This window comes from Pseudomonas sp. RT6P73, from assembly GCF_054897715.1.
The window spans coordinates 725,803-744,479 of record NZ_JBUBUV010000002.1 but is presented as its reverse complement, the minus strand read 5'-3'; the positions used below and the strand labels follow the sequence as shown (position 1 = coordinate 744,479).

The 18,677-nt window shown below is 58.4% G+C and carries 17 protein-coding genes; 2 read left to right on the top strand and 15 right to left on the bottom strand.

Annotated elements, in window-relative coordinates:
* Positions 1-80: 80 nt before the first annotated feature.
* The 15 genes from rnhB to rpsB form a co-directional block, all read right to left on the bottom strand.
* Positions 81-719 carry a ribonuclease HII gene (gene rnhB / locus ACYZT6_RS03680; protein WP_462025765.1) on the bottom strand — a complete coding sequence of 213 codons (639 nt, stop codon included), beginning with the start codon at positions 717-719 and terminating at the stop codon, positions 81-83.
* Positions 716-1,846: a lipid-A-disaccharide synthase gene (lpxB, locus tag ACYZT6_RS03675; protein WP_462025764.1), complete on the bottom strand. Its 1,131-nt coding sequence runs from the start codon at positions 1,844-1,846 to the stop codon at positions 716-718. Before lpxB ends, rnhB begins: the two co-directional genes overlap by 4 nt.
* A 2-nt stretch (positions 1,847-1,848) precedes the next feature.
* Positions 1,849-2,625, bottom strand: a complete 777-nt coding sequence (gene lpxA / locus ACYZT6_RS03670; protein ID WP_131059164.1) for an acyl-ACP--UDP-N-acetylglucosamine O-acyltransferase — start codon at positions 2,623-2,625, stop codon at positions 1,849-1,851.
* Complete coding sequence (fabZ, locus tag ACYZT6_RS03665; protein WP_007907157.1) at positions 2,622-3,062, bottom strand: 3-hydroxyacyl-ACP dehydratase FabZ; 441 nt, start codon at positions 3,060-3,062, stop codon at positions 2,622-2,624. Before fabZ ends, lpxA begins: the two co-directional genes overlap by 4 nt.
* A 108-nt stretch (positions 3,063-3,170) precedes the next feature.
* Complete coding sequence (gene lpxD / locus ACYZT6_RS03660) at positions 3,171-4,226, bottom strand: UDP-3-O-(3-hydroxymyristoyl)glucosamine N-acyltransferase (RefSeq protein ID WP_462025763.1); 1,056 nt, start codon at positions 4,224-4,226, stop codon at positions 3,171-3,173.
* A 3-nt stretch (positions 4,227-4,229) separates the two neighbouring features.
* Complete coding sequence (locus ACYZT6_RS03655; protein WP_010462812.1) at positions 4,230-4,733, bottom strand: OmpH/Skp family outer membrane protein; 504 nt, start codon at positions 4,731-4,733, stop codon at positions 4,230-4,232.
* Between the two features lie 45 nt (positions 4,734-4,778).
* The gene (gene bamA, locus ACYZT6_RS03650; protein ID WP_462025762.1) at positions 4,779-7,169 is read right to left on the bottom strand and encodes an outer membrane protein assembly factor BamA; all 2,391 of its coding nucleotides are present in this window, start codon (positions 7,167-7,169) and stop codon (positions 4,779-4,781) included.
* A gap of 74 nt (positions 7,170-7,243) precedes the next feature.
* Positions 7,244-8,596, bottom strand: coding sequence for a sigma E protease regulator RseP (gene rseP, locus ACYZT6_RS03645; RefSeq protein WP_462025761.1), 1,353 nt, complete (start codon positions 8,594-8,596; stop codon positions 7,244-7,246).
* A 53-nt stretch (positions 8,597-8,649) separates the two neighbouring features.
* Positions 8,650-9,840, bottom strand: coding sequence for a 1-deoxy-D-xylulose-5-phosphate reductoisomerase (gene ispC, locus ACYZT6_RS03640; protein ID WP_462025760.1), 1,191 nt, complete (start codon positions 9,838-9,840; stop codon positions 8,650-8,652).
* Positions 9,837-10,643 carry a phosphatidate cytidylyltransferase gene (locus ACYZT6_RS03635; RefSeq protein ID WP_462025759.1) on the bottom strand — a complete coding sequence of 269 codons (807 nt, stop codon included), beginning with the start codon at positions 10,641-10,643 and terminating at the stop codon, positions 9,837-9,839. The genes ispC and ACYZT6_RS03635 overlap by 4 nt, the downstream gene beginning before the upstream one ends.
* Positions 10,643-11,398 (bottom strand): polyprenyl diphosphate synthase, encoded by a 756-nt coding sequence (uppS, locus tag ACYZT6_RS03630; protein WP_461979908.1) that lies wholly within the window; start codon positions 11,396-11,398, stop codon positions 10,643-10,645. Before uppS ends, ACYZT6_RS03635 begins: the two co-directional genes overlap by 1 nt.
* A 13-nt stretch (positions 11,399-11,411) precedes the next feature.
* The gene (gene frr / locus ACYZT6_RS03625) at positions 11,412-11,969 is read right to left on the bottom strand and encodes a ribosome recycling factor (RefSeq protein ID WP_131059158.1); all 558 of its coding nucleotides are present in this window, start codon (positions 11,967-11,969) and stop codon (positions 11,412-11,414) included.
* Positions 11,966-12,709, bottom strand: a complete 744-nt coding sequence (gene pyrH, locus ACYZT6_RS03620) for a UMP kinase (protein ID WP_003172271.1) — start codon at positions 12,707-12,709, stop codon at positions 11,966-11,968. The genes frr and pyrH overlap by 4 nt, the downstream gene beginning before the upstream one ends.
* 209 nt (positions 12,710-12,918) lie before the next feature.
* Complete coding sequence (gene tsf / locus ACYZT6_RS03615) at positions 12,919-13,782, bottom strand: translation elongation factor Ts (protein WP_461957435.1); 864 nt, start codon at positions 13,780-13,782, stop codon at positions 12,919-12,921.
* A gap of 191 nt (positions 13,783-13,973) precedes the next feature.
* On the bottom strand, positions 13,974-14,711 hold the full coding sequence (rpsB, locus tag ACYZT6_RS03610; RefSeq protein WP_007907989.1) for a 30S ribosomal protein S2: 738 nt from the start codon (positions 14,709-14,711) through the stop codon (positions 13,974-13,976).
* A gap of 373 nt (positions 14,712-15,084) precedes the next feature.
* On the opposite strand from rpsB, the gene map reads away from it, so the two are divergent.
* Positions 15,085-15,867 (top strand): type I methionyl aminopeptidase, encoded by a 783-nt coding sequence (gene map, locus ACYZT6_RS03605; RefSeq protein ID WP_462025758.1) that lies wholly within the window; start codon positions 15,085-15,087, stop codon positions 15,865-15,867.
* Between the two features lie 50 nt (positions 15,868-15,917).
* On the top strand, positions 15,918-18,620 hold the full coding sequence (locus tag ACYZT6_RS03600; protein WP_462025757.1) for a [protein-PII] uridylyltransferase: 2,703 nt from the start codon (positions 15,918-15,920) through the stop codon (positions 18,618-18,620).
* The last annotated feature ends 57 nt before the right edge of the window (positions 18,621-18,677 follow it).

Sequence of the window (18,677 nt, the reverse complement as noted above, 5' to 3'; positions counted from 1 at the left end):
GATCCTGTCTAGAAACTAGAAACGTGAAGACAACAAGGCCCGGATTGTACCGGGCCTTGGCAAAAACATCAGCCTTGCGACTAACTCTCGATCAGACTTTCCCGAGCCTCGTACGCCATCCTTACTGGAGCAAACGAGCGGCGGTGAATTGGAGTTGGTCCAAGCCGTGCCAGCGCTTCCAGATGAACGGGCGTCGGGTAGCCTTTGTGGCCGCCGATCCCGTATCCCGGGTAAATCAATTCGAAAGCGGCCATTTCACGGTCACGGCTGACCTTGGCCAGGATCGATGCCGCCGCAATGGCCGGCACCTTGCCGTCGCCCTGCACCACCGCTTCGGCGCGCATGGACAGTTTCGGGCAACGGTTGCCGTCGATCATCGCCAGTTTCGGCTGGATGTGCAGCCCTTCGATCGCGCGCTGCATGGCCAGCATGGTGGCATGCAGAATGTTCAGCTCGTCGATTTCCTCGACTTCGGCCCGGGCGATGCACCAGCTCAGGGCTTTTTCGCAGATTTCGTCGTAGAGCTTTTCACGACGGGCTTCGGTGAGCTTCTTCGAATCGTTGAGACCGATGATCGGACGGTTCGGATCAAGAATCACCGCCGCCGTCACCACGGCACCACACAGCGGGCCGCGGCCGACTTCGTCAACGCCGGCAACCAGGTCTTCGACTTCAGCGACCAAGGTGAAATCGAGGCCCATCTGTTGTGCTTTTGTCATTGTGTTTTGCCGATCAGGTTCAATACTGCGTCCGCTGCCTGATTGGAGGCATCCAGACGCAAGGTACGGTGGATTTCATCGAAGCCACGGGTCTGTTCTTCGCCACCTTCGATCAGTGGTGACAATGTCTGGGCCAGCGCTTCAACCGTCGCATCATCCTGCAGCAACTCGGGCACCAACAGGCGCTGGGCCAACAGGTTCGGCAACGACACGTAAGGGCTCTTGACCATGCGCTTGAGAATCCAGAACGTCAGTGGCGCCAGACGATAAGCGACGACCATCGGCCGCTTGTACAACAACGCTTCAAGGGTAGCCGTTCCGGAGGCAATCAACACCGCGTCGCAGGCTGCGAGCGCCAGATGGGATTTGCCGTCAAGCAGAGTCAGCGGCAGATCGCGACCGCCGAGCAACTCTTCAAGCTGCGCGCGGCGCTGCGGGCTCGCACACGGAATGATGAACCGCACGCCTGGGCGCATGGCGCGCAAACGCTCGGCGGTATCGAGGAACAACGCGCCAAGGCGACCGACTTCACCACCTCGACTGCCCGGCATCAGCGCGACCAATGGTCCATCAGGCAAACCGAGTTCGGCGCGTGCGGCGGCACGATCAGCTTCGAGGGGTATCGCATCGGCCAGGGTGTGCCCGACAAACCGCACCGGCACGCCCTTCTCTTCATAAAACTTCGCTTCGAACGGAAACAGCGTCAGCATCAGGTCGCAGCCTTCGCGAATCTTCAGCACCCGCTTCTGCCGCCACGCCCACACCGACGGGCTGACGTAATGCACGGTCTTGATCCCGGCCTGACGCAGCTTGAGTTCGATATTGAGGTTGAAGTCCGGGGCATCGATGCCGATAAACGCGTCCGGCTTTTCGGCGATCAGGTCGGCAATCAGCTTTTTACGACGCGCCATCAACTCACGCAATCGACCCAGCACTTCCACCAGGCCCATGACCGAAAGACGTTCCATCGGGAAATACGAAGTCAGGCCCTCGGCCTGCATCAGCGGGCCACCGACACCGATGAATTCCACCGCCGGATGCTGAGCTTTGAGTGCGCGCATGAGACCCGCGCCCAGAATGTCACCGGAAGCCTCACCCGCCACCAGCGCAATACGCAGATTAGCCATGATTAACGTGTGATGCCGCGGGTCGAAGACTGGATGGAATCACGGAACACCGCGACTTCCGGGAACTGATCCGAAGGTTCGGCCAATTCGGCGAGTGCCTGCTCAACCGTCAGGCCCTGGCGGTAAACCACCTTGTAGGCACGACGCAGGGCGTGGATCGCGTCTTCGCTGAAACCACGACGGCGCATGCCTTCGAAGTTCATGCTGCGCGCTTCGGCGGGGTTGCCGAACACCGTGACGTACGCTGGAACGTCCTTGCCAATGGCAGTACCCATGCCGGAAAAGCTGTGGGCGCCGATGTGGCAATACTGGTGGACCAGGGTAAAACCGGACAGGATCGCCCAGTCTTCGACGTGCACATGACCCGCCAACGCTGTGTTGTTGACCAGGATGCAGTGGTTGCCGATCACGCTGTCATGGCCGATGTGGGCATAGGCCATGATCAGGTTGTGATCACCCAGGGTAGTTTCTGAACGGTCCTGAACGGTCCCGCGGTGAATCGTCACGCCTTCACGGATGACGTTGTGGTCACCGATGACCAGACGGGTTTCTTCGCCTTTGTATTTCAGATCGGGCGTGTCCTCACCTACCGAAGAAAACTGGTAGATGCGGTTATGCTTACCGATTCGGGTCGGGCCCTTGAGAATCACATGCGGCCCGATCACTGTCCCCTCGCCGATTTCCACACCTGCGCCGACGATCGACCATGGGCCGACCTCGACACCCTCGGCCAGAACGGCCGTCGGATCGATGATTGCGCGAGGGTCAATCAAACTCATAGTTTGCGTTCCGCGCAGATGATTTCAGCGGAGCAGACTGGCTTGCCATCGACCGAAGCCTGGCACTCGAACTTCCAGATCTGACGCTTGCAGCTCAGGAACTTGGCTTCCAGGATCAGCTGATCGCCTGGCAGCACAGGCTGACGGAAGCGCAACTTGTCGGAGCCGACGAAGTAGTAAAGGGTGCCGTCGGCCGGTTTCACGTCCAGCATCTTGAAACCAAGGATCCCGGCAGCCTGAGCCATCGCTTCGATGATCAGTACGCCCGGCATGATTGGATGCGCAGGGAAGTGACCATTGAAGAACGGTTCGTTGATGCTGACATTCTTGTAGGCGCGAATGCGCTTGCCTTCCACATCCAGATCCACGACCCGGTCCACCAGCAGGAACGGGTAACGGTGAGGCAGGTATTCGCGAATCTCGTTGATGTCCATCATTTCGGGGGGAAGCCTATGTAAAGATTGGGAGCGCGCGACTGACGCGCACCCCTCTAGCAAATCAAGGAGGCAGTCTAGCGGCTGTGCACACTTGATATGGAAATGGTATCAGCCATCTGATGAAGCATTACCGTCAGGGGTCACGTCCCCCACACGCTTTTCCAGCTGTCGCAAACGTCGCGCGATGTCATCGAGCTGACGGATACGGGCCGCGCTTTTGCGCCATTCGGCTGCTGGTTGCATTGCCGTACCGGAAGAATAGGAACCCTTTTCGGTAATCGAGTGGGTCACCATGGTCATCCCGGTGATGAAAACGTTGTCGCAGATTTCGATATGCCCCACCAGCCCTACGCCACCGGCGAGCATGCAATGCTTGCCGATTTTGGTGCTGCCGGAGATCCCCACGCACGCGGCCATGGCGGTGTGATCACCGACCTGCACGTTGTGGGCGATCTGAATCTGATTGTCGAGCTTCACACCGTTACCCAGTACGGTATCGGCCAGGGCGCCGCGGTCGATAGCGGTATTCACGCCAATCTCCACATCATCGCCAACCAATACACCACCGATCTGGGCGATTTTCTGCCAGACACCTTTCTCGTTGGCAAAACCGAAGCCTTCGCCACCGAGCACGGCACCGGACTGAATCACCACCCGTTTGCCGATGCGCACGTCGTGGTACAGCGTGACCCGCGGGGCCAGCCAGCCGCCCTCGCCAATTTCGCAACGGGCACCGATGAAACAATGCGCACCCACGGTCACACCTGCAGCAATACGCGCGCCGCTTTCGATCACCGCAAAGGCACCGATGCTCGCCGCCGGATCAACCACTGCGTCCGCGGCCACTACCGCTGTCGGGTGAATACCGGCAGGCGCCTTGGGCTTGGGATCGAACAAATGGGAAATACGCGCGTAGGCCAGATACGGATCAGGCACCACCAATACATCGCCGGCAAAACCTTCAGCGTCAGCGGCCTTCAGCAACAGGGCTGCGGCCCGGCAGTCCACCAGGTATTTACGGTATTGGGGGTTTGCGAGAAAGCTCAACTGAGCTGGGCCAGCCTCTTGCAAAGTGGCTAGCCCAGTAATTTCTTTCTCCGGATCGCCACGTAGCGTGGCGCCGAGGAACTCGGCCAATTGGCCGAGCTTTATAGTCGCTGTCATGGATTACTTCAGCTGATTCATGCGCTCGATAACCTGGCGAGTGATGTCGTACTGAGGTTTGACATCAATCACTGCGCCACGCTCGAAGACCAGGTCAAAAGCACCTTTCTTGATGACTTCTTCCACAGCGCTGTCCAGTTTCGGCTTGAGCTGCTTCAGCATTTCACGGTCGGCAACGGCTTTGGCTTCGTTCAGTTCCTTGGACTGGAACTGGAAGTCACGGGCCTTTTGCTTGAACTCGAGCTCAAGACGTTCACGCTCGCCTTGCTGCATCTTGTCGCCGCCCGCCATCAGACGGTCCTGGATGCCTTTGGCGCTGCTTTCCAGAGTCTTGAGCTTGGACAGTTGCGGGCCGAACTTCTTCTCGGCATCCACGGCGTATTTCTTGGCTGCGTCGGATTCCAGCAGGGCCATCTGATAGTTCAGAACGGCGATTTTCATGTCGGCAAAAGCCGGACCTGCTACCAGTACGGTCGCCAGGAGAACCAATTGAGTCAACTTACGCACGATGCACTCCTACAAAATCCATTGTCGTTATTGTGGGGCAGACGCTTAGAACGTCTGACCAAGAGAGAATTGGAACACTTGAGTCTCAGCGTCATCCGGTTTCTTGATCGGCATGGCCAACGCGAAGCTCAGAGGACCCAGTGCGGTGACCCAGGTCACGCCCACACCGACGGAACTCGCGACGTTGCTCAGGCTGATGTCGTTGCACTCTGTCTGAGAGGTCGAACCGACATTGGCGTTCGTCGTTTTGTCGCACTTGGAGTCGAATACGTTACCCACGTCCCAGAATACCGAAGTACGCAGGGAACGCTGATCCTTGATGAATGGCAGCGGGAACAGTAACTCGACACCACCCTGGATCAGGACGTTACCACCGAACGGCAGCGGATCCTGGTCAGGGTCGGCGAGCGTACCGGTGTTACCCGTTACAGCCTGACCGCGGCTAGGTGTACTGCGCGGACCAAGGGTACTGTCCTTGAAGCCACGAACCGAGTTGAAACCACCAGCATAGTAGTTTTCATAGAATGGCAAGCCATCGGTGGAACCGTAGCCATCGCCATAACCCAGTTCGGTGTGAAGACGAACGGTGTAGTTTTCAGTGATTGGCTGGAACAGCTGACCACGGTAATCAAGTTTGAAGAACGACAGGTCGCTACCTGGCGTGGTGGTTTCCAGAGTCAGGCTCTGGGAATGGCCACGGGTCGCCAATACGCCTTTGTTCAAAGTCGACTCGGACCAGCCGGCGGACGCCTTGAAGTTCAGGTAGTTGTCGCCTTCACGGTTAACGAAGTCGAAAATCTCGTCGACGGTGTATTGACCGGTCTTGATCTTGTCCTGCTGCGCAGTCAGCCCGAAGGTCAGACGCGAAGTCTCGCTGATCGGGTAGCCGACGCTCACGCCAGCACCCAGGCTGTCTACGGCATAGCTGGCTACGTCGACATCGAGGTCTTTGTAGTCAGTCGTGCGATAGAAAGCGTTGTAACCCAGGCTCACGCCATCAGCAGTCCAGTACGGGTCGACATAACCGAAGTTATAGCGGCTCTGGTATTCACTGCGGGTCAAACCGATGCTGACCTTGTTACCGGTACCCAGGAAGTTGTTCTGAGTGATCGAACCACCGAGGATCAGGCCGGCGCTCTGCGCGAAACCGACGCTGGCGGTGATCGAACCGGAAGCCTGCTCTTCAACGCTGTAGTTCACGTCAACCTGGTCATCGACACCCGGTACGGCAGGTGTTTCGACGTTGACTTCCTTGAAGAAGCCCAGACGCTCAAGACGGGTCTTGGACTGGTCGATCAGGTAGGTCGAAGCCCAGCCGCCTTCCATCTGACGCATTTCACGGCGCAGCACTTCGTCTTCGGACTTGGTGTTGCCACGGAAGTTGATGCGGTTGACGTAAGCACGCTTGCCCGGATCGACTGCGAAAGTGATGTCGACCGTGTGGTCTTCATCGTGAGGCTGAGGCACGCCGTTGACGTTGGCGAAGGTGTAGCCCTCGTTACCCAGGCGACGGGTGATCAGCTCGGAAGTGGTGGTCATCAGCTTGCGCGAGAACACCTGGCCTTTCTGAACCAGCAGCAGGGACTTGACCTGGTCTTCAGGGACTTTCAGGTCGCCGCTCAGCTTGACGTCACGAACGGTGTACTTCTCGCCTTCGTTGACGTTGACGGTGATGTAGACGTGTTTCTTGTCCGGAGTAATGGACACCTGGGTCGAAGCGATATCCATGTTGATATAGCCACGGTCCAGGTAGTAGGAGCGCAGACGCTCCAGGTCACCGGAGAGTTTTTCGCGGGCGTACTTGTCATCGTTCTTGAAGAACGACAGCCAGTTGGTGGTCTTCAATTCAAACAGGTCGATCAGGTCTTCATCAGGGAAGACCGTGTTACCCACCACGTTGATGTGCTGGATAGCCGCAACGGTGCCTTCGTTGATATTGACCTTCAGGCCCACGCGGTTACGCGGCTGCGGCACCACTTCGGTGTCGACGGTGGCCGAGTAGCGACCCTGAGCGACATATTGGCGCTGCAGTTCGTTACGAACACCTTCGAGGGTGGCACGCTGGAAGATTTCGCCTTCGGCCAGACCGGATTGTTTGAGGCCCTTCATCAGGTCTTCAGTAGAGATCGCCTTGTTACCTTCGATCTCGATACTGGCGACCGACGGACGCTCGACTACCGTGATGACCAGGACGTTGCCATCGCGGCCCAGCTGGATATCTTGAAAGAACCCGGTTTTGAACAGCGCACGAGTGGATTCCACCAGGCGACGATCATCCGCCTGTTCACCGACGTTTAACGGCAAAGCACCAAAGACGCTACCCGCGGAGACCCGCTGGAGGCCATTGACGCGAATATCAGAGATAGTGAAGGACTCGGCGTGAACTTCGGCGATCATCAATACGGTGAGAACCGCAGTTAGCAGCAGACGTTTCATGAAGTCCTTTCTTATTCCAACTGGCAATAAACAAACTGCCGCAAAATGCGGCAGATTCGCAATTCAGCGAAGTGTTACAGACGGCCCAAATCATTGACCAGAGCAAGCAACATCACCCCGACCACCAAACTGATACCGATCTGTATCCCCCAACCCTGCACCCGATCTGACAAGGGACGACCACGCGCCCACTCGATCAGATAAAACAACAAATGCCCCCCATCCAGTACAGGAATGGGCAGCAAATTCAGAACTCCCAGGCTAATACTCAGATAAGCAAGGAAATTCAGGAAATCAGCGACACCCGACTGGGCAGAAGCGCCCGCCACTTTAGCAATGGTTATCGGTCCACTCAAGTTTTTTACCGAGAGCTCGCCGAACAACATTTTCTTGAGCGAATCGAGGGTCAGTACGCTCATGGTCCAGGTGCGTCGAGCACCCTCGCCAATTGCGGCCACCGGGCCATAACTGACTTCGCGAATCATCTCTGGCGGCCAATCGACCGCTTTCACCCCGGCGCCCATATAACCGGTAGGCGCCTTTTTCTCGCCGCGAGCGGCCAAGGTCACTGGGACGTCGATTTGAGCACCCTCACGCTCAACACGCAGCATGATTTTGGTATCCGGATGCATACGGACCGTGTCGACCACCTGCTGCCAGTCATCGAGTGACTTGCCATCGAGGGCCAACAGACGATCACCGGTCTTCAGGCCTGCAGCCTGGGCCGGGCCTTTCGGATCAAGTTCGGCCAACACCGGCGGCAACGCCGGACGCCAGGGGCGAATACCCAACGAACGAATAGGATCCGGCTCGTCTGCGCCCTTGAGCCATTTATCCAGCATCAGCTCACGGGGCGAATCCGCCGTAGAGCCCTGCTCACGCACCAGCAATTGAAGAGAACCGCTCTCGCCAAGACGACGGACCAGTTGCAGATTCACCGCGCCCCAGCCGGAAGTCGGCTCACCATCGATGGCAATGATTTCCTGACCAGCACCCAGACCGGCCTTGGCGGCGATGCTGCCGGATTCGACTGCACCGATGACCGGCCGCACCTGCTCGCTGCCGAGCATTGCCAACACCCAGAAAAACACCATTGCCAAGAGAAAGTTGGCGATCGGTCCCGCGGCCACAATGGCAATACGCTGACGGACAGATTTGCGATTGAAGGATTGATCGACCTGATCGGCCGGCACTTCGCCTTCGCGCTCGTCGAGCATTTTCACGTAGCCGCCCAACGGAATGGCCGCCACCACGAACTCAGTGCCTTTCTTGTCGTGCCAACGCAGCAGCGGCATGCCGAAGCCCACGGAGAAACGCAGCACTTTGACCCCACAGCGACGTGCGACCCAGAAATGGCCGAATTCGTGGAAGGTGACCAGCACGCCCAACGCAACCAGGGTGCCGACAATCATATAGAGCGCGCTCATCTACTTTCTCCGCAATCCTATCCAGTGCTGCATGGGCCAACGTATTGCAGCACTTACCGCCCGTGACGACTCAACCATTGCTCGGCCAGTACTCGCGCTTTCGCGTCGGCCGTGAACACCGCCTCGAGATCATCCACCGCAACCACAGGTTCGAGATTTAACACTTCCTCGATGATACTCGCGATTTCCGGGTAGCGAACCCGCCCGTCGAGAAACGCCGCGACAGCCACTTCATTCGACGCATTGAGCATGGCCGGCGCGCTATTGCCCGCTTCGGCGGCCTGACGCGCAAGGCGCAGGCAAGGGAAACGCTCTTCGTCAGGCGCCTGGAAGTCCAGTCGCGCGATGGCAAACAGATCCAGCGGCGCTACGCCTGAATCGATGCGCTCTGGCCAGGCCAGGGCGTTGGCGATCGGCGTGCGCATGTCCGGATTGCCTAACTGCGCCAGCACCGAGCCATCGATATAGTCGACCAGCGAATGAATCACGCTCTGCGGGTGAATCACCACTTCGACTTGGGACGGCTTGGCGTCGAACAGCCAGCACGCTTCAATCAATTCAAGCCCTTTGTTCATCATGCTGGCCGAATCGACCGAAATCTTGCGACCCATGGACCAGTTCGGATGCGCGCACGCTTGCTCAGGGGAAACATGTACCAATTCAGCCATCGGCGTCTGTCGGAACGGACCACCAGAGGCTGTCAGCAGAATCCGGCGCACACCGACCGCGCCAAGCCCACGGGCGAAATCCTGTGGCATGCACTGAAAAATCGCGTTGTGTTCGCTGTCGATCGGCAGCAGCACCGAGCCGCTTTTGCGCACGGCCTGCATGAACAGGGCACCCGACATGACCAACGCTTCTTTGTTGGCCAGCAGGATCTTCTTGCCCGCCTCGACCGCCGCCAGGGTCGGACGCAAGCCCGCCGCGCCAACGATGGCCGCCATGACCGCATCGACCTCAGGGTCGGAAGCAACTTGGCACAGGCCCTCCTCTCCCACCAGCACGCGGGTCGACAGGCCTGCGGCGCGCAAGTCGTCCTGCAAGGTTCGGGCAGCGCCCGCCTCCGGCACGACGGCAAACCGCGGCGTGTGACGCACGCACAAGGCCAGTAGCTCGCTCAGGCGGGTGAAACCGCTCAAGGCGAACACTTGATAGCGCCCGGGATGGCGAGCGATCACGTCCAGAGTACTCAGACCAATCGAACCGGTCGCCCCCAGAACGGTAATTTGCTGTGGGCGGCTCACGGTGCGGCCATCCACAACAGCACAGCGAAGACAGGGATCGCGGCCGTCAGGCTGTCGATGCGATCCAGCACACCGCCGTGCCCCGGCAGCAGATTACTGCTGTCCTTGATACCCGATTGACGCTTGAACATGCTTTCGGTGAGGTCGCCCACGACCGAGATGAACACGATAATTGCCGCACCGATCAGGCCCATCAGCATCTGCCCGAAACTCCAGTCGCGCACAAAGCCAACGATCGCCGTAATGACCAGGCTCAGCAGCAAGCCGCCGTACACGCCTTCCCAACTCTTGCCTGGGCTGACCTGCGGCGCCAGCTTGCGCTTGCCAAAGGCCCGACCCGAAAAGTACGCGCCGATATCGGCGCCCCAGACCAGCACCATCACCGCCATGATCAGCCAGTTACCCAAAGGCTCCTGCTTGATCTGGACCAGACCTTGCCAGGCCGGCAGCAGGATCAGCAAACCGATCACCAGCTTGCAGGCGGCGCTGGACCAGTGTTCGCTGGAACGCGGGTAAGTCAGCACCAGATACGTCGCCACGCCCCACCAGAGCACCGCAGCACCCAACACCCAAGGCGCGAGCCCCGGCAGGATGTGCATGACAAACAGCATCAATGCGACCACAACCGCATAGGCAACGCGAATCGGCTGGGCGTTGAAGCCTGCCAGGCGAGCCCATTCCCACGCACCGAGGGTCACGACCAGCCCGATGAACAGCGCAAAGCCTGTGCCTTCGAGCAGGAAAAACCCGCACAAAGCGATCGGCAGCAGGATCAGCGCGGTGATGATTCGTTGTTTAAGCATTAAACCCGGGCTCCAGACTCGACCTGCTCGCTCGTTTTACCGAAGCGGCGCTGACGAGAAGCGAAATCGGCCAGCGCGTTACGCATGGCGTCGTGTTTGAAGTCCGGCCAGAACAGGTCGGAGAAGTACAACTCGGCATAAGCCAGTTGCCACAGCAGGAAATTGCTGATGCGGTGTTCGCCACCGGTGCGGATGCACAAGTCAGGCAGCGGCAGATCGCCGGTGGCCAGACAGGTCTGCAACAGCTCGGGCGTGATGTCCTCCGGACGCAGATGCCCGGCCTGAACCTCCCGCGCCAGACGCTGCGCGGCTTGCGCGATGTCCCACTGACCGCCGTAGTTGGCGGCGATCTGCAAAACAAAGCGGTTGGCACCCGCGGTCATCGCCTCGGCTTCACGCATGGCTGCCTGAAGCTCGGGATGAAAGCGCGAACGATCACCGATGATGCGCAGACTGATGTTGTTGTCATTGAGGCGCTTGGCCTCGCGACGCAACGCCTTGAAGAACAGATCCATCAAGGCGCTGACTTCATCGGCCGGACGCTGCCAGTTCTCACTGGAAAAGGCGAACAGGGTCAATACCTCGACCCCGGCCTCGGCGCACACCTCGATCACTGCGCGAACCGCATCCACGCCCGCTTTATGCCCGGCGACACCCGGCATAAAGCGCTTTTTCGCCCAGCGATTATTACCATCCATGATGATCGCGACATGGCGCGGCACCGCGGACGGCGCAGTCTGCTTGGTCTTTTCCATGAAAACGCGACCCTTATACGGCCATCAGGTCGGCTTCTTTCTGCTTGGTGGCCGCATCAATGTCAGCCTCAGCCTTGTCGGTCAGCTTCTGGATATCGGCAGCGGCACGACGCTCTTCGTCTTCGCTGATTTCCTTGTCTTTCACCAGCTTCTTCAAATCACCCAAAGCATCGCGACGGATGTTACGTACCGCCACACGAGCGTCTTCGGCAGCGCTACGCGCCTGCTTGGTAAAACCTTTGCGGGTCTCTTCGGTCAGCGCCGGCATGGAGATCAGCAGCAACTCACCCAGGTTGGTCGGATTGAGGTTCAGACCTGCGCTCTGGATAGCCTTGTCGACAGCGGCAAGCATATTGCGCTCAAAAGCTACTACTTGCAGGGTGCGGGAGTCTTTTACGGTGATGTTGGCCACTTGGGTGATGGAGGTGTCTGCGCCGTAGTACGGCACCATCACGCTACCCAGAATGCTCGGGTGTGCCTTGCCAGTGCGAATCTGGCCAAATGCATGGTTCAGAGAATCCAGGGATTTCTGCATGCGCTCTTGAGCGTCTTTCTTGATTTCATTGATCATTGTTGGCCTTCCTCGATCAGGGTCCCTTCAGCGCCGCCATGTACGATGTTCAGCAGGGCGCCGGGCTTGTTCATGTTAAAGACGCGCAATGGCATCTTGTGGTCGCGGCACAGGCAAATGGCCGTCAGATCCATCACGCCCAGCTTGCGATCCAGCACTTCATCGTAGGTCAGATGATCGAACTTCTCGGCATGCGGGTCTTTGAATGGGTCAGCGGTGTAGACGCCATCGACCTTGGTCGCCTTGAGCACGACATCGGCGTCGATTTCGATCGCTCGCAAGCAGGCTGCCGAATCCGTGGTGAAGAACGGATTACCGGTACCGGCCGCAAAGATCACGACTTCCTTGGCGTTCAGGTGGCGCATGGCTTTGCGGCGATCGTAGTGATCGGTCACGCCAACCATGGAAATGGCCGACATCACGATGGCCGAGATATTGGCACGTTCCAGCGCATCGCGCATCGCCAGGGCGTTCATCACAGTGGCCAGCATGCCCATGTGGTCGCCAGTCACCCGATCCATGCCGGCTGCGCTCAGCGCTGCACCACGGAACAGGTTGCCACCGCCGATCACCAGACCGACCTGAACACCGATGCCGACCAGTTGGCCGACTTCAAGCGCCATGCGATCCAGAACTTTCGGATCGATCCCGAACTCTTCCGAGCCCATCAGGGCCTCGCCGCTAAGCTTGAGTAGAATGCGTTTATAGCGAGCCTGATAACCACTGCCCTGCTGAGCCATTGCGAATCTCTCCTGCGGCGTATTTTAAAATTCTTTGCTAGCTGTTTACAGCTGGCGTTCACTCTAGCTTGGCGCTGCTTCAGCGCCATCGGAACATGGCTTTGTAAGCCAGTTCCAAAGGGAAACCAATTAAAAATTGGTGCCCCATCTGAAAAGAGGCTGCGCGCGTAAGCGGGCAGCCTCTTCAGGGCGACAGTTAAAAAACCGTCTTATTGCTTGGCGGCAGCCAGCTGGGCAGCAACTTCTTCAGCGAAGTTGTCGACCGGCTTCTCGATGCCTTCGCCTACTTTGAAGTAGGTGAAAGAAACGATTTCTGCACCGGCTTTCTTGGCCAGGTCGCCGACCTTGATTTCAGGGTTCTTGACGAACGCCTGCTCAACCAGGCTCGCTTCTGCCAGGAACTTGCTGATACGGCCTTTGACCATGTTTTCAACGATGTTTTCCGGCTTGCCGGCGATCTTGTCAGCGTTGAGGGTCAGGAACACGCCTTTCTCGCGCTCGACCGCTTCAGCGGAAACTTCCGATGGCAGCAGGAATTCAGGGTTGGTGGCCGCTACGTGCATAGCGATGTCTTTGGCCAGCTCAACAGTGCCGCCCTTAAGAACAACCGCAACACCGATCTTGTTACCGTGCAGGTAACCACCAACAACATCACCTTCAACCCGAGCCAGGCGACGGATGTTGACGTTTTCGCCAACCTTGCCGACCAGAACCAGGCGATCAGCTTCTTGAGCGGCGATCAGCGGAGCAACGTCAGTCAGCTTGTCAGCGAACGCTTTTTCAACGCTGGAAGCTACGAATGCCTTGAAGTCGTCCTGCAGAGCCAGGAAGTCGGTCTGCGAGTTCACTTCCAGCAGAACGGCAGTTTTACCGTCTTCTTTCAGAGCGATAGCGCCTTCAGCAGCTACGTTGCCTGCTTTCTTGGCAGCCTTGATGGCGCCCGAAGCACGCATGTCATCAATGGCTTTTTCGATGTCGCCGCCAGCCTTGGTCAAGGCCTTTTTGCAGTCCATCATGCCTTCGCCGGTACGCTCGCGCAGTTCTTTAACCAACGCTGCAGTAATCTCTGCCATTTCAAAATTCCTCTTGGATAGGTTTTCAACCATTCCACCCGATCGAACGGGCGATCAATTCTTCCCGAACCCACTTGTTAGCAGCTGCACGTTACAGAGGCTGTAGCTGCGCCGCTCACAAACGGTTTTCGAGGTGGCAAAAAGGGGGCCAAGCCCCCTTTTTGCTTACTGAGTCAACGCCAGGGCGTCAATTACTCAGCTGCAGCCGCCGGAGCTTCTTCAACGAACTGCTCGGTGCCGCCAGCAACGTGGTTGCGACCGCGGATTACTGCGTCAGCCATCGAACCCATGTACAACTGGATAGCGCGGATTGCGTCATCGTTGCCTGGGATGATGTAGTCAACGCCTTCCGGGCTGCTGTTGGTATCGACTACGCCGATAACCGGGATGCCCAGCTTGTTGGCTTCGGTGATCGCGATGCGCTCGTGATCAACGTCGATAACGAACAGAGCGTCTGGCAGACCGCCCATGTCCTTGATACCACCCAGGGAACGATCGAGCTTCTCAAGATCGCGAGTGCGCATCAGCGCTTCTTTCTTGGTCAGCTTGGCGAAAGTACCGTCTTCGGCTTGCACTTCAAGGTCACGCAGACGCTTGATGGAAGCACGGATGGTTTTGAAGTTGGTCAGCATGCCGCCCAACCAGCGGTGATCGACGTACGGCGAACCGCAACGTGCTGCTTCTTCAGCAACGATCTTGCCAGCGGAACGCTTGGTGCCGACGAACAGAATCTTGTTTTTGCCCTGGGCCAGACGCTCTACGAAAGTCAGAGCTTCGTTGAACATTGGCAGGGTTTTTTCAAGGTTGATAATGTGGATCTTGTTACGCGCGCCGAAAATGTACTTACCCATTTTCGGGTTCCAGTAACGGGTCTGGTGACCGAAGTGCACACCGGCCTTCAGCATATCGCGCATGTTGACTTGGGACATGATAGTTCCTTAATAAGTCGGGTTTGGCCTCCACGTATCCCAATGACCAACCAGCAGCATCAGCTGAAGGCACCCAGGTCATCGTGTCGACACGTGTGTGGATTTAAGCCTTTCGGGGTATCCCCGGAAAGCGGCGCATTTTATATCACAGGGCTGCAAAAAACGGAACCCGGATTCTCAATTCCTGACGCACGACTTCGACCGCGCCCTTGGAATCTCCCAAGAATGCGCCAATCTATAGAGAGAAGCGATGCACAGAGGCTCAGATTTGCGCTGATCGTCTGTTAGAATCGCGTTTTTCAGGGCCGCGAAGACCGATCGCGCAATGCCCATTTCGTTTTAGCAAGCGCCATCGAGCGCAGAGAGAGCCTGTATGACCGTCACCCTCAAAACCCCCGAGGACATCGCCAAGATGCGTGTCGCCGGCAAACTGGCCGCCGATGTGCTGGAAATGATTGCCGAACATGTCAAGCCGGGCATCACCACCGAAGAACTGGACCGCATCTGTCACGACTACATCGTCAACGAGCAGAAAGCCATCCCTGCCCCGCTCAACTATAAAGGCTACCCGAAGTCGATCTGCACCTCGATCAACCACGTGGTCTGCCACGGCATCCCGAACGAGAAGCCGCTGAAGGATGGCGACACGCTGAACATTGATGTCACCGTCATCAAGGACGGTTTCCACGGCGACACCAGCCGCATGTTCCACGTCGGCACCGTGCCGGTCTGGGCCGAGCGCTTGTCGCAAATCACCCAGGAATGCATGTACAAGGCCATCGAAATCGTCAGACCCGGCTGCCGCCTGGGCGACATCGGTGAAATCATCCAGAAACACGCTGAAAAGAACGGTTTCTCGGTGGTTCGCGAGTTCTGCGGCCACGGCATCGGCAAGGTGTTCCACGAAGAGCCGCAAATCCTGCACTACGGCCGCGCCGGTACCGGCATGGAACTGAAAGCGGGCATGACTTTCACCATTGAGCCGATGATCAACCAGGGCAAGGCCGACACCAAGGTATTGGGCGACGGCTGGACCGCGATCACCAAGGACCGCAAGCTGTCGGCGCAGTGGGAACACACCCTGTTGGTGACCGAGACCGGTTACGAGATCTTCACCTTGCGCGCCGATGACACCATCCCGCGCGTTTCGGCCTGATCCGAACCCAGGCAGCACCCAGCCTTATAGATAGATAGGAAAGCCAATCGATGCCGCAGGTGGATCCCGAACTCTTCGACCGCGGCCAGTTCCAGGCTGAACTGGCCCTGAAGGCAAGCCCGATCGCGGCCTTCAAGAAGGCGATCCGCCAGGCCCGCGAGGTGCTCGACGGGCGCTTTCGCAGTGGCCGGGACATTCGCCGGTTGATCGAGGATCGCGCCTGGTTCGTCGATAACATCCTGCAAAAGGCCTGGGAGCAATTTAACTGGAGCGAAGACGCCGACATCGCGCTGGTCGCGGTCGGCGGCTACGGTCGCGGCGAGTTGCACCCTTATTCCGACATCGACTTGCTGATCCTGCTGGACAGCGCCGATCACGAAGTTTTCCGTGATTCCATCGAGCGTTTTCTGACGCTGCTGTGGGACATCGGCCTGGAAGTCGGCCAGAGCGTTCGCTCCGTGGACGAATGCGCCGTTGAGGCCCGCGCCGATCTGACGGTGGTCACCAACCTGATGGAAAGCCGCACCATCTGCGGCCCCGAGCGTTTGCGCCAGCGCATGCTCGACGTCACCAGCACCGCGCACATGTGGCCGAGCAAGGATTTCTTCCTGGCCAAGCGCGCCGAGCAAAAGGCCCGTCACCACAAATACAACGACACCGAATACAACCTGGAACCCAACGTCAAAGGCTCGCCCGGCGGCCTGCGGGACATTCAGACGATTCTGTGGGTGGCCCGTCGCGAATACGGCACCCTGAACCTGCGGGCCCTGGCCGGCGAAGGTTTCCTGGTCGAAAGCGAAAACGCCCTGCTGGCCTCGTCCCAGGAGTTTTTGTGGAAGGTCCGGTACGCGCTGCACATGCTCGCCGGTCGCTCCGAAGACCGCTTGCTGTTCGACCACCAGCGCTCGATTGCCGGGCTGTTGGGTTTCGAAGGTGATGACGCCAAACACACCATCGAAAACTTCATGCAGCAGTATTACCGGGTGGTCATGAGCATTGCCCAGCTCAGCGACCTGATCATCCAGCACTTCGAGGAAGTCATCCTCGCCCCGGAAGACGAAGCGCCGCCGCAGGCGATCAATTCGCGGTTCCAGTTGCACGACGGTTACATCGAGGCGCGCAACGACAACGTGTTCCGTCGTACGCCGTTCGCCATGCTCGAGATCTTCGTGCTGATGGCCCAGCAGCCGGAAATCAAAGGCGTGCGTGCCGATACCATTCGTTTGCTGCGTGAGCATCGTCACCTGATCGACGACGATTTCCGCAATGACATTCGCAACACCAGCCTGTTCATCGAGCTGTTCAAGTGCAAGATCGGTATCCACCGCAACCTGCGCCGGATGAACCGTTACGGCATCCTCGGCCGTTATCTGCCGGAATTCGGCTTCATTGTCGGGCAGATGCAGCACGACCTGTTTCACATCTATACCGTCGACGCTCACACCCTGAATCTCATCAAACACCTGCGTAAGTTGCAGTACACCCAGGTGTCGGAAAAATTCCCGCTGGCCAGCAAGCTCATGGGCAAACTGCCCAAACCCGAGCTGATTTACCTGGCCGGCCTGTACCACGACATCGGCAAGGGCCGGCACGGCGACCACTCGGAAATCGGTGCGGTGGATGCCGAAGCCTTTTGCCAGCGCCACCAACTCCCGGTGTGGGACAGCCGCCTGATCGTCTGGCTGGTGCAGAACCACCTGGTGATGTCGACCACCGCCCAGCGCAAGGACTTGTCCGACCCGCAGGTGATCCACGATTTCGCACAAGCCGTCGCCGACGAAACCCGTCTCGATTATCTGTATGTGCTGACCGTTGCCGACATCAACGCCACCAACCCGACCCTGTGGAATTCATGGCGCGCCAGCCTCTTGCGCCAGCTGTACACCGAGACCAAGCGCGCCTTGCGCCGCGGCCTGGAAAACCCGGTGGACCGCGAAATGCAGATCCGTCAGACCCAGAGCGCTGCCCTGGACATTCTGGTGCGCGGCGGTACCGATCCGGACGACGTTGAACAGCTGTGGTCGCAATTGGGTGATGACTATTTCCTGCGTCACACCGCCGGCGACGTCGCCTGGCACAGTGACGCGATCCTCCAGCAACCGGCCGATGGCGGGCCGCTGGTGTTGATCAAGGAAACCACCCAGCGCGAGTTCGAGGGCGGCACGCAGATCTTCATCTACGCACCTGACCAGCATGACTTCTTCGCCGTGACCGTGGCCGCGATGGACCAGCTCAACCTGAACATTCACGACGCCCGGGTCATCACCTCCAGCAGTCAGTTCACCCTCGACACCTACATCGTGCTCGACACTGACGGCGACTCGATCGGCGATAACCCGGCACGGGTCAAACAGATCCGCGACGGCCTGTCTGAAGCCCTGCACAACCCGGATGACTACCCGACTATCATCCAGCGCCGCGTGCCGCGTCAGCTCAAGCATTTCGCGTTTGCACCACAGGTGACGATCCACAACGACGCGCAGCGACCGGTGACGGTGTTGGAACTCAGCGCGCCGGATCGCCCCGGGCTGCTGGCGCGAATCGGCACGATCTTTCTCGAGTTCGACCTGTCGCTGCAGAACGCCAAGATTGCGACCCTCGGCGAACGCGTGGAAGACGTGTTCTTTATCACCGACGCGAACAACCAGCCGCTGTCCGACCCGCTGCTGTGCACCCGCCTGCAGGATGCGATCGTTGAACAGCTGACCGTCAGTAACGAACCCGATATCAAATTGTCCCGACTCAGTATTTGACCCAACAAATTTCCCCCTGAGGAGATCAGCTCTTTGTAGGAGCCGGCTTGCTGGCGA

What these genes read in the sequence shown, in the direction of transcription:
- lpxA (WP_131059164.1), bottom strand. Translation starts at nt 2,625, where the DNA reads ATGAGTTTGATTGACCCTCGCGCAATCATCGATCCGACGGCCGTTCTG.
- lpxB (WP_462025764.1), bottom strand. Translation starts at nt 1,846, where the DNA reads ATGGCTAATCTGCGTATTGCGCTGGTGGCGGGTGAGGCTTCCGGTGAC.
- rpsB (WP_007907989.1), bottom strand. Translation starts at nt 14,711, where the DNA reads ATGTCCCAAGTCAACATGCGCGATATGCTGAAGGCCGGTGTGCACTTC.
- rnhB (WP_462025765.1), bottom strand. Translation starts at nt 719, where the DNA reads ATGACAAAAGCACAACAGATGGGCCTCGATTTCACCTTGGTCGCTGAA.
- bamA (WP_462025762.1), bottom strand. Translation starts at nt 7,169, where the DNA reads ATGAAACGTCTGCTGCTAACTGCGGTTCTCACCGTATTGATGATCGCC.
- ACYZT6_RS03600 (WP_462025757.1), top strand. Translation starts at nt 15,918, where the DNA reads ATGCCGCAGGTGGATCCCGAACTCTTCGACCGCGGCCAGTTCCAGGCT.
- frr (WP_131059158.1), bottom strand. Translation starts at nt 11,969, where the DNA reads ATGATCAATGAAATCAAGAAAGACGCTCAAGAGCGCATGCAGAAATCC.
- rseP (WP_462025761.1), bottom strand. Translation starts at nt 8,596, where the DNA reads ATGAGCGCGCTCTATATGATTGTCGGCACCCTGGTTGCGTTGGGCGTG.
- ACYZT6_RS03635 (WP_462025759.1), bottom strand. Translation starts at nt 10,643, where the DNA reads ATGCTTAAACAACGAATCATCACCGCGCTGATCCTGCTGCCGATCGCT.
- tsf (WP_461957435.1), bottom strand. Translation starts at nt 13,782, where the DNA reads ATGGCAGAGATTACTGCAGCGTTGGTTAAAGAACTGCGCGAGCGTACC.
- pyrH (WP_003172271.1), bottom strand. Translation starts at nt 12,709, where the DNA reads ATGGCTCAGCAGGGCAGTGGTTATCAGGCTCGCTATAAACGCATTCTA.
- fabZ (WP_007907157.1), bottom strand. Translation starts at nt 3,062, where the DNA reads ATGATGGACATCAACGAGATTCGCGAATACCTGCCTCACCGTTACCCG.
- map (WP_462025758.1), top strand. Translation starts at nt 15,085, where the DNA reads ATGACCGTCACCCTCAAAACCCCCGAGGACATCGCCAAGATGCGTGTC.
- uppS (WP_461979908.1), bottom strand. Translation starts at nt 11,398, where the DNA reads ATGGAAAAGACCAAGCAGACTGCGCCGTCCGCGGTGCCGCGCCATGTC.
- lpxD (WP_462025763.1), bottom strand. Translation starts at nt 4,226, where the DNA reads ATGACAGCGACTATAAAGCTCGGCCAATTGGCCGAGTTCCTCGGCGCC.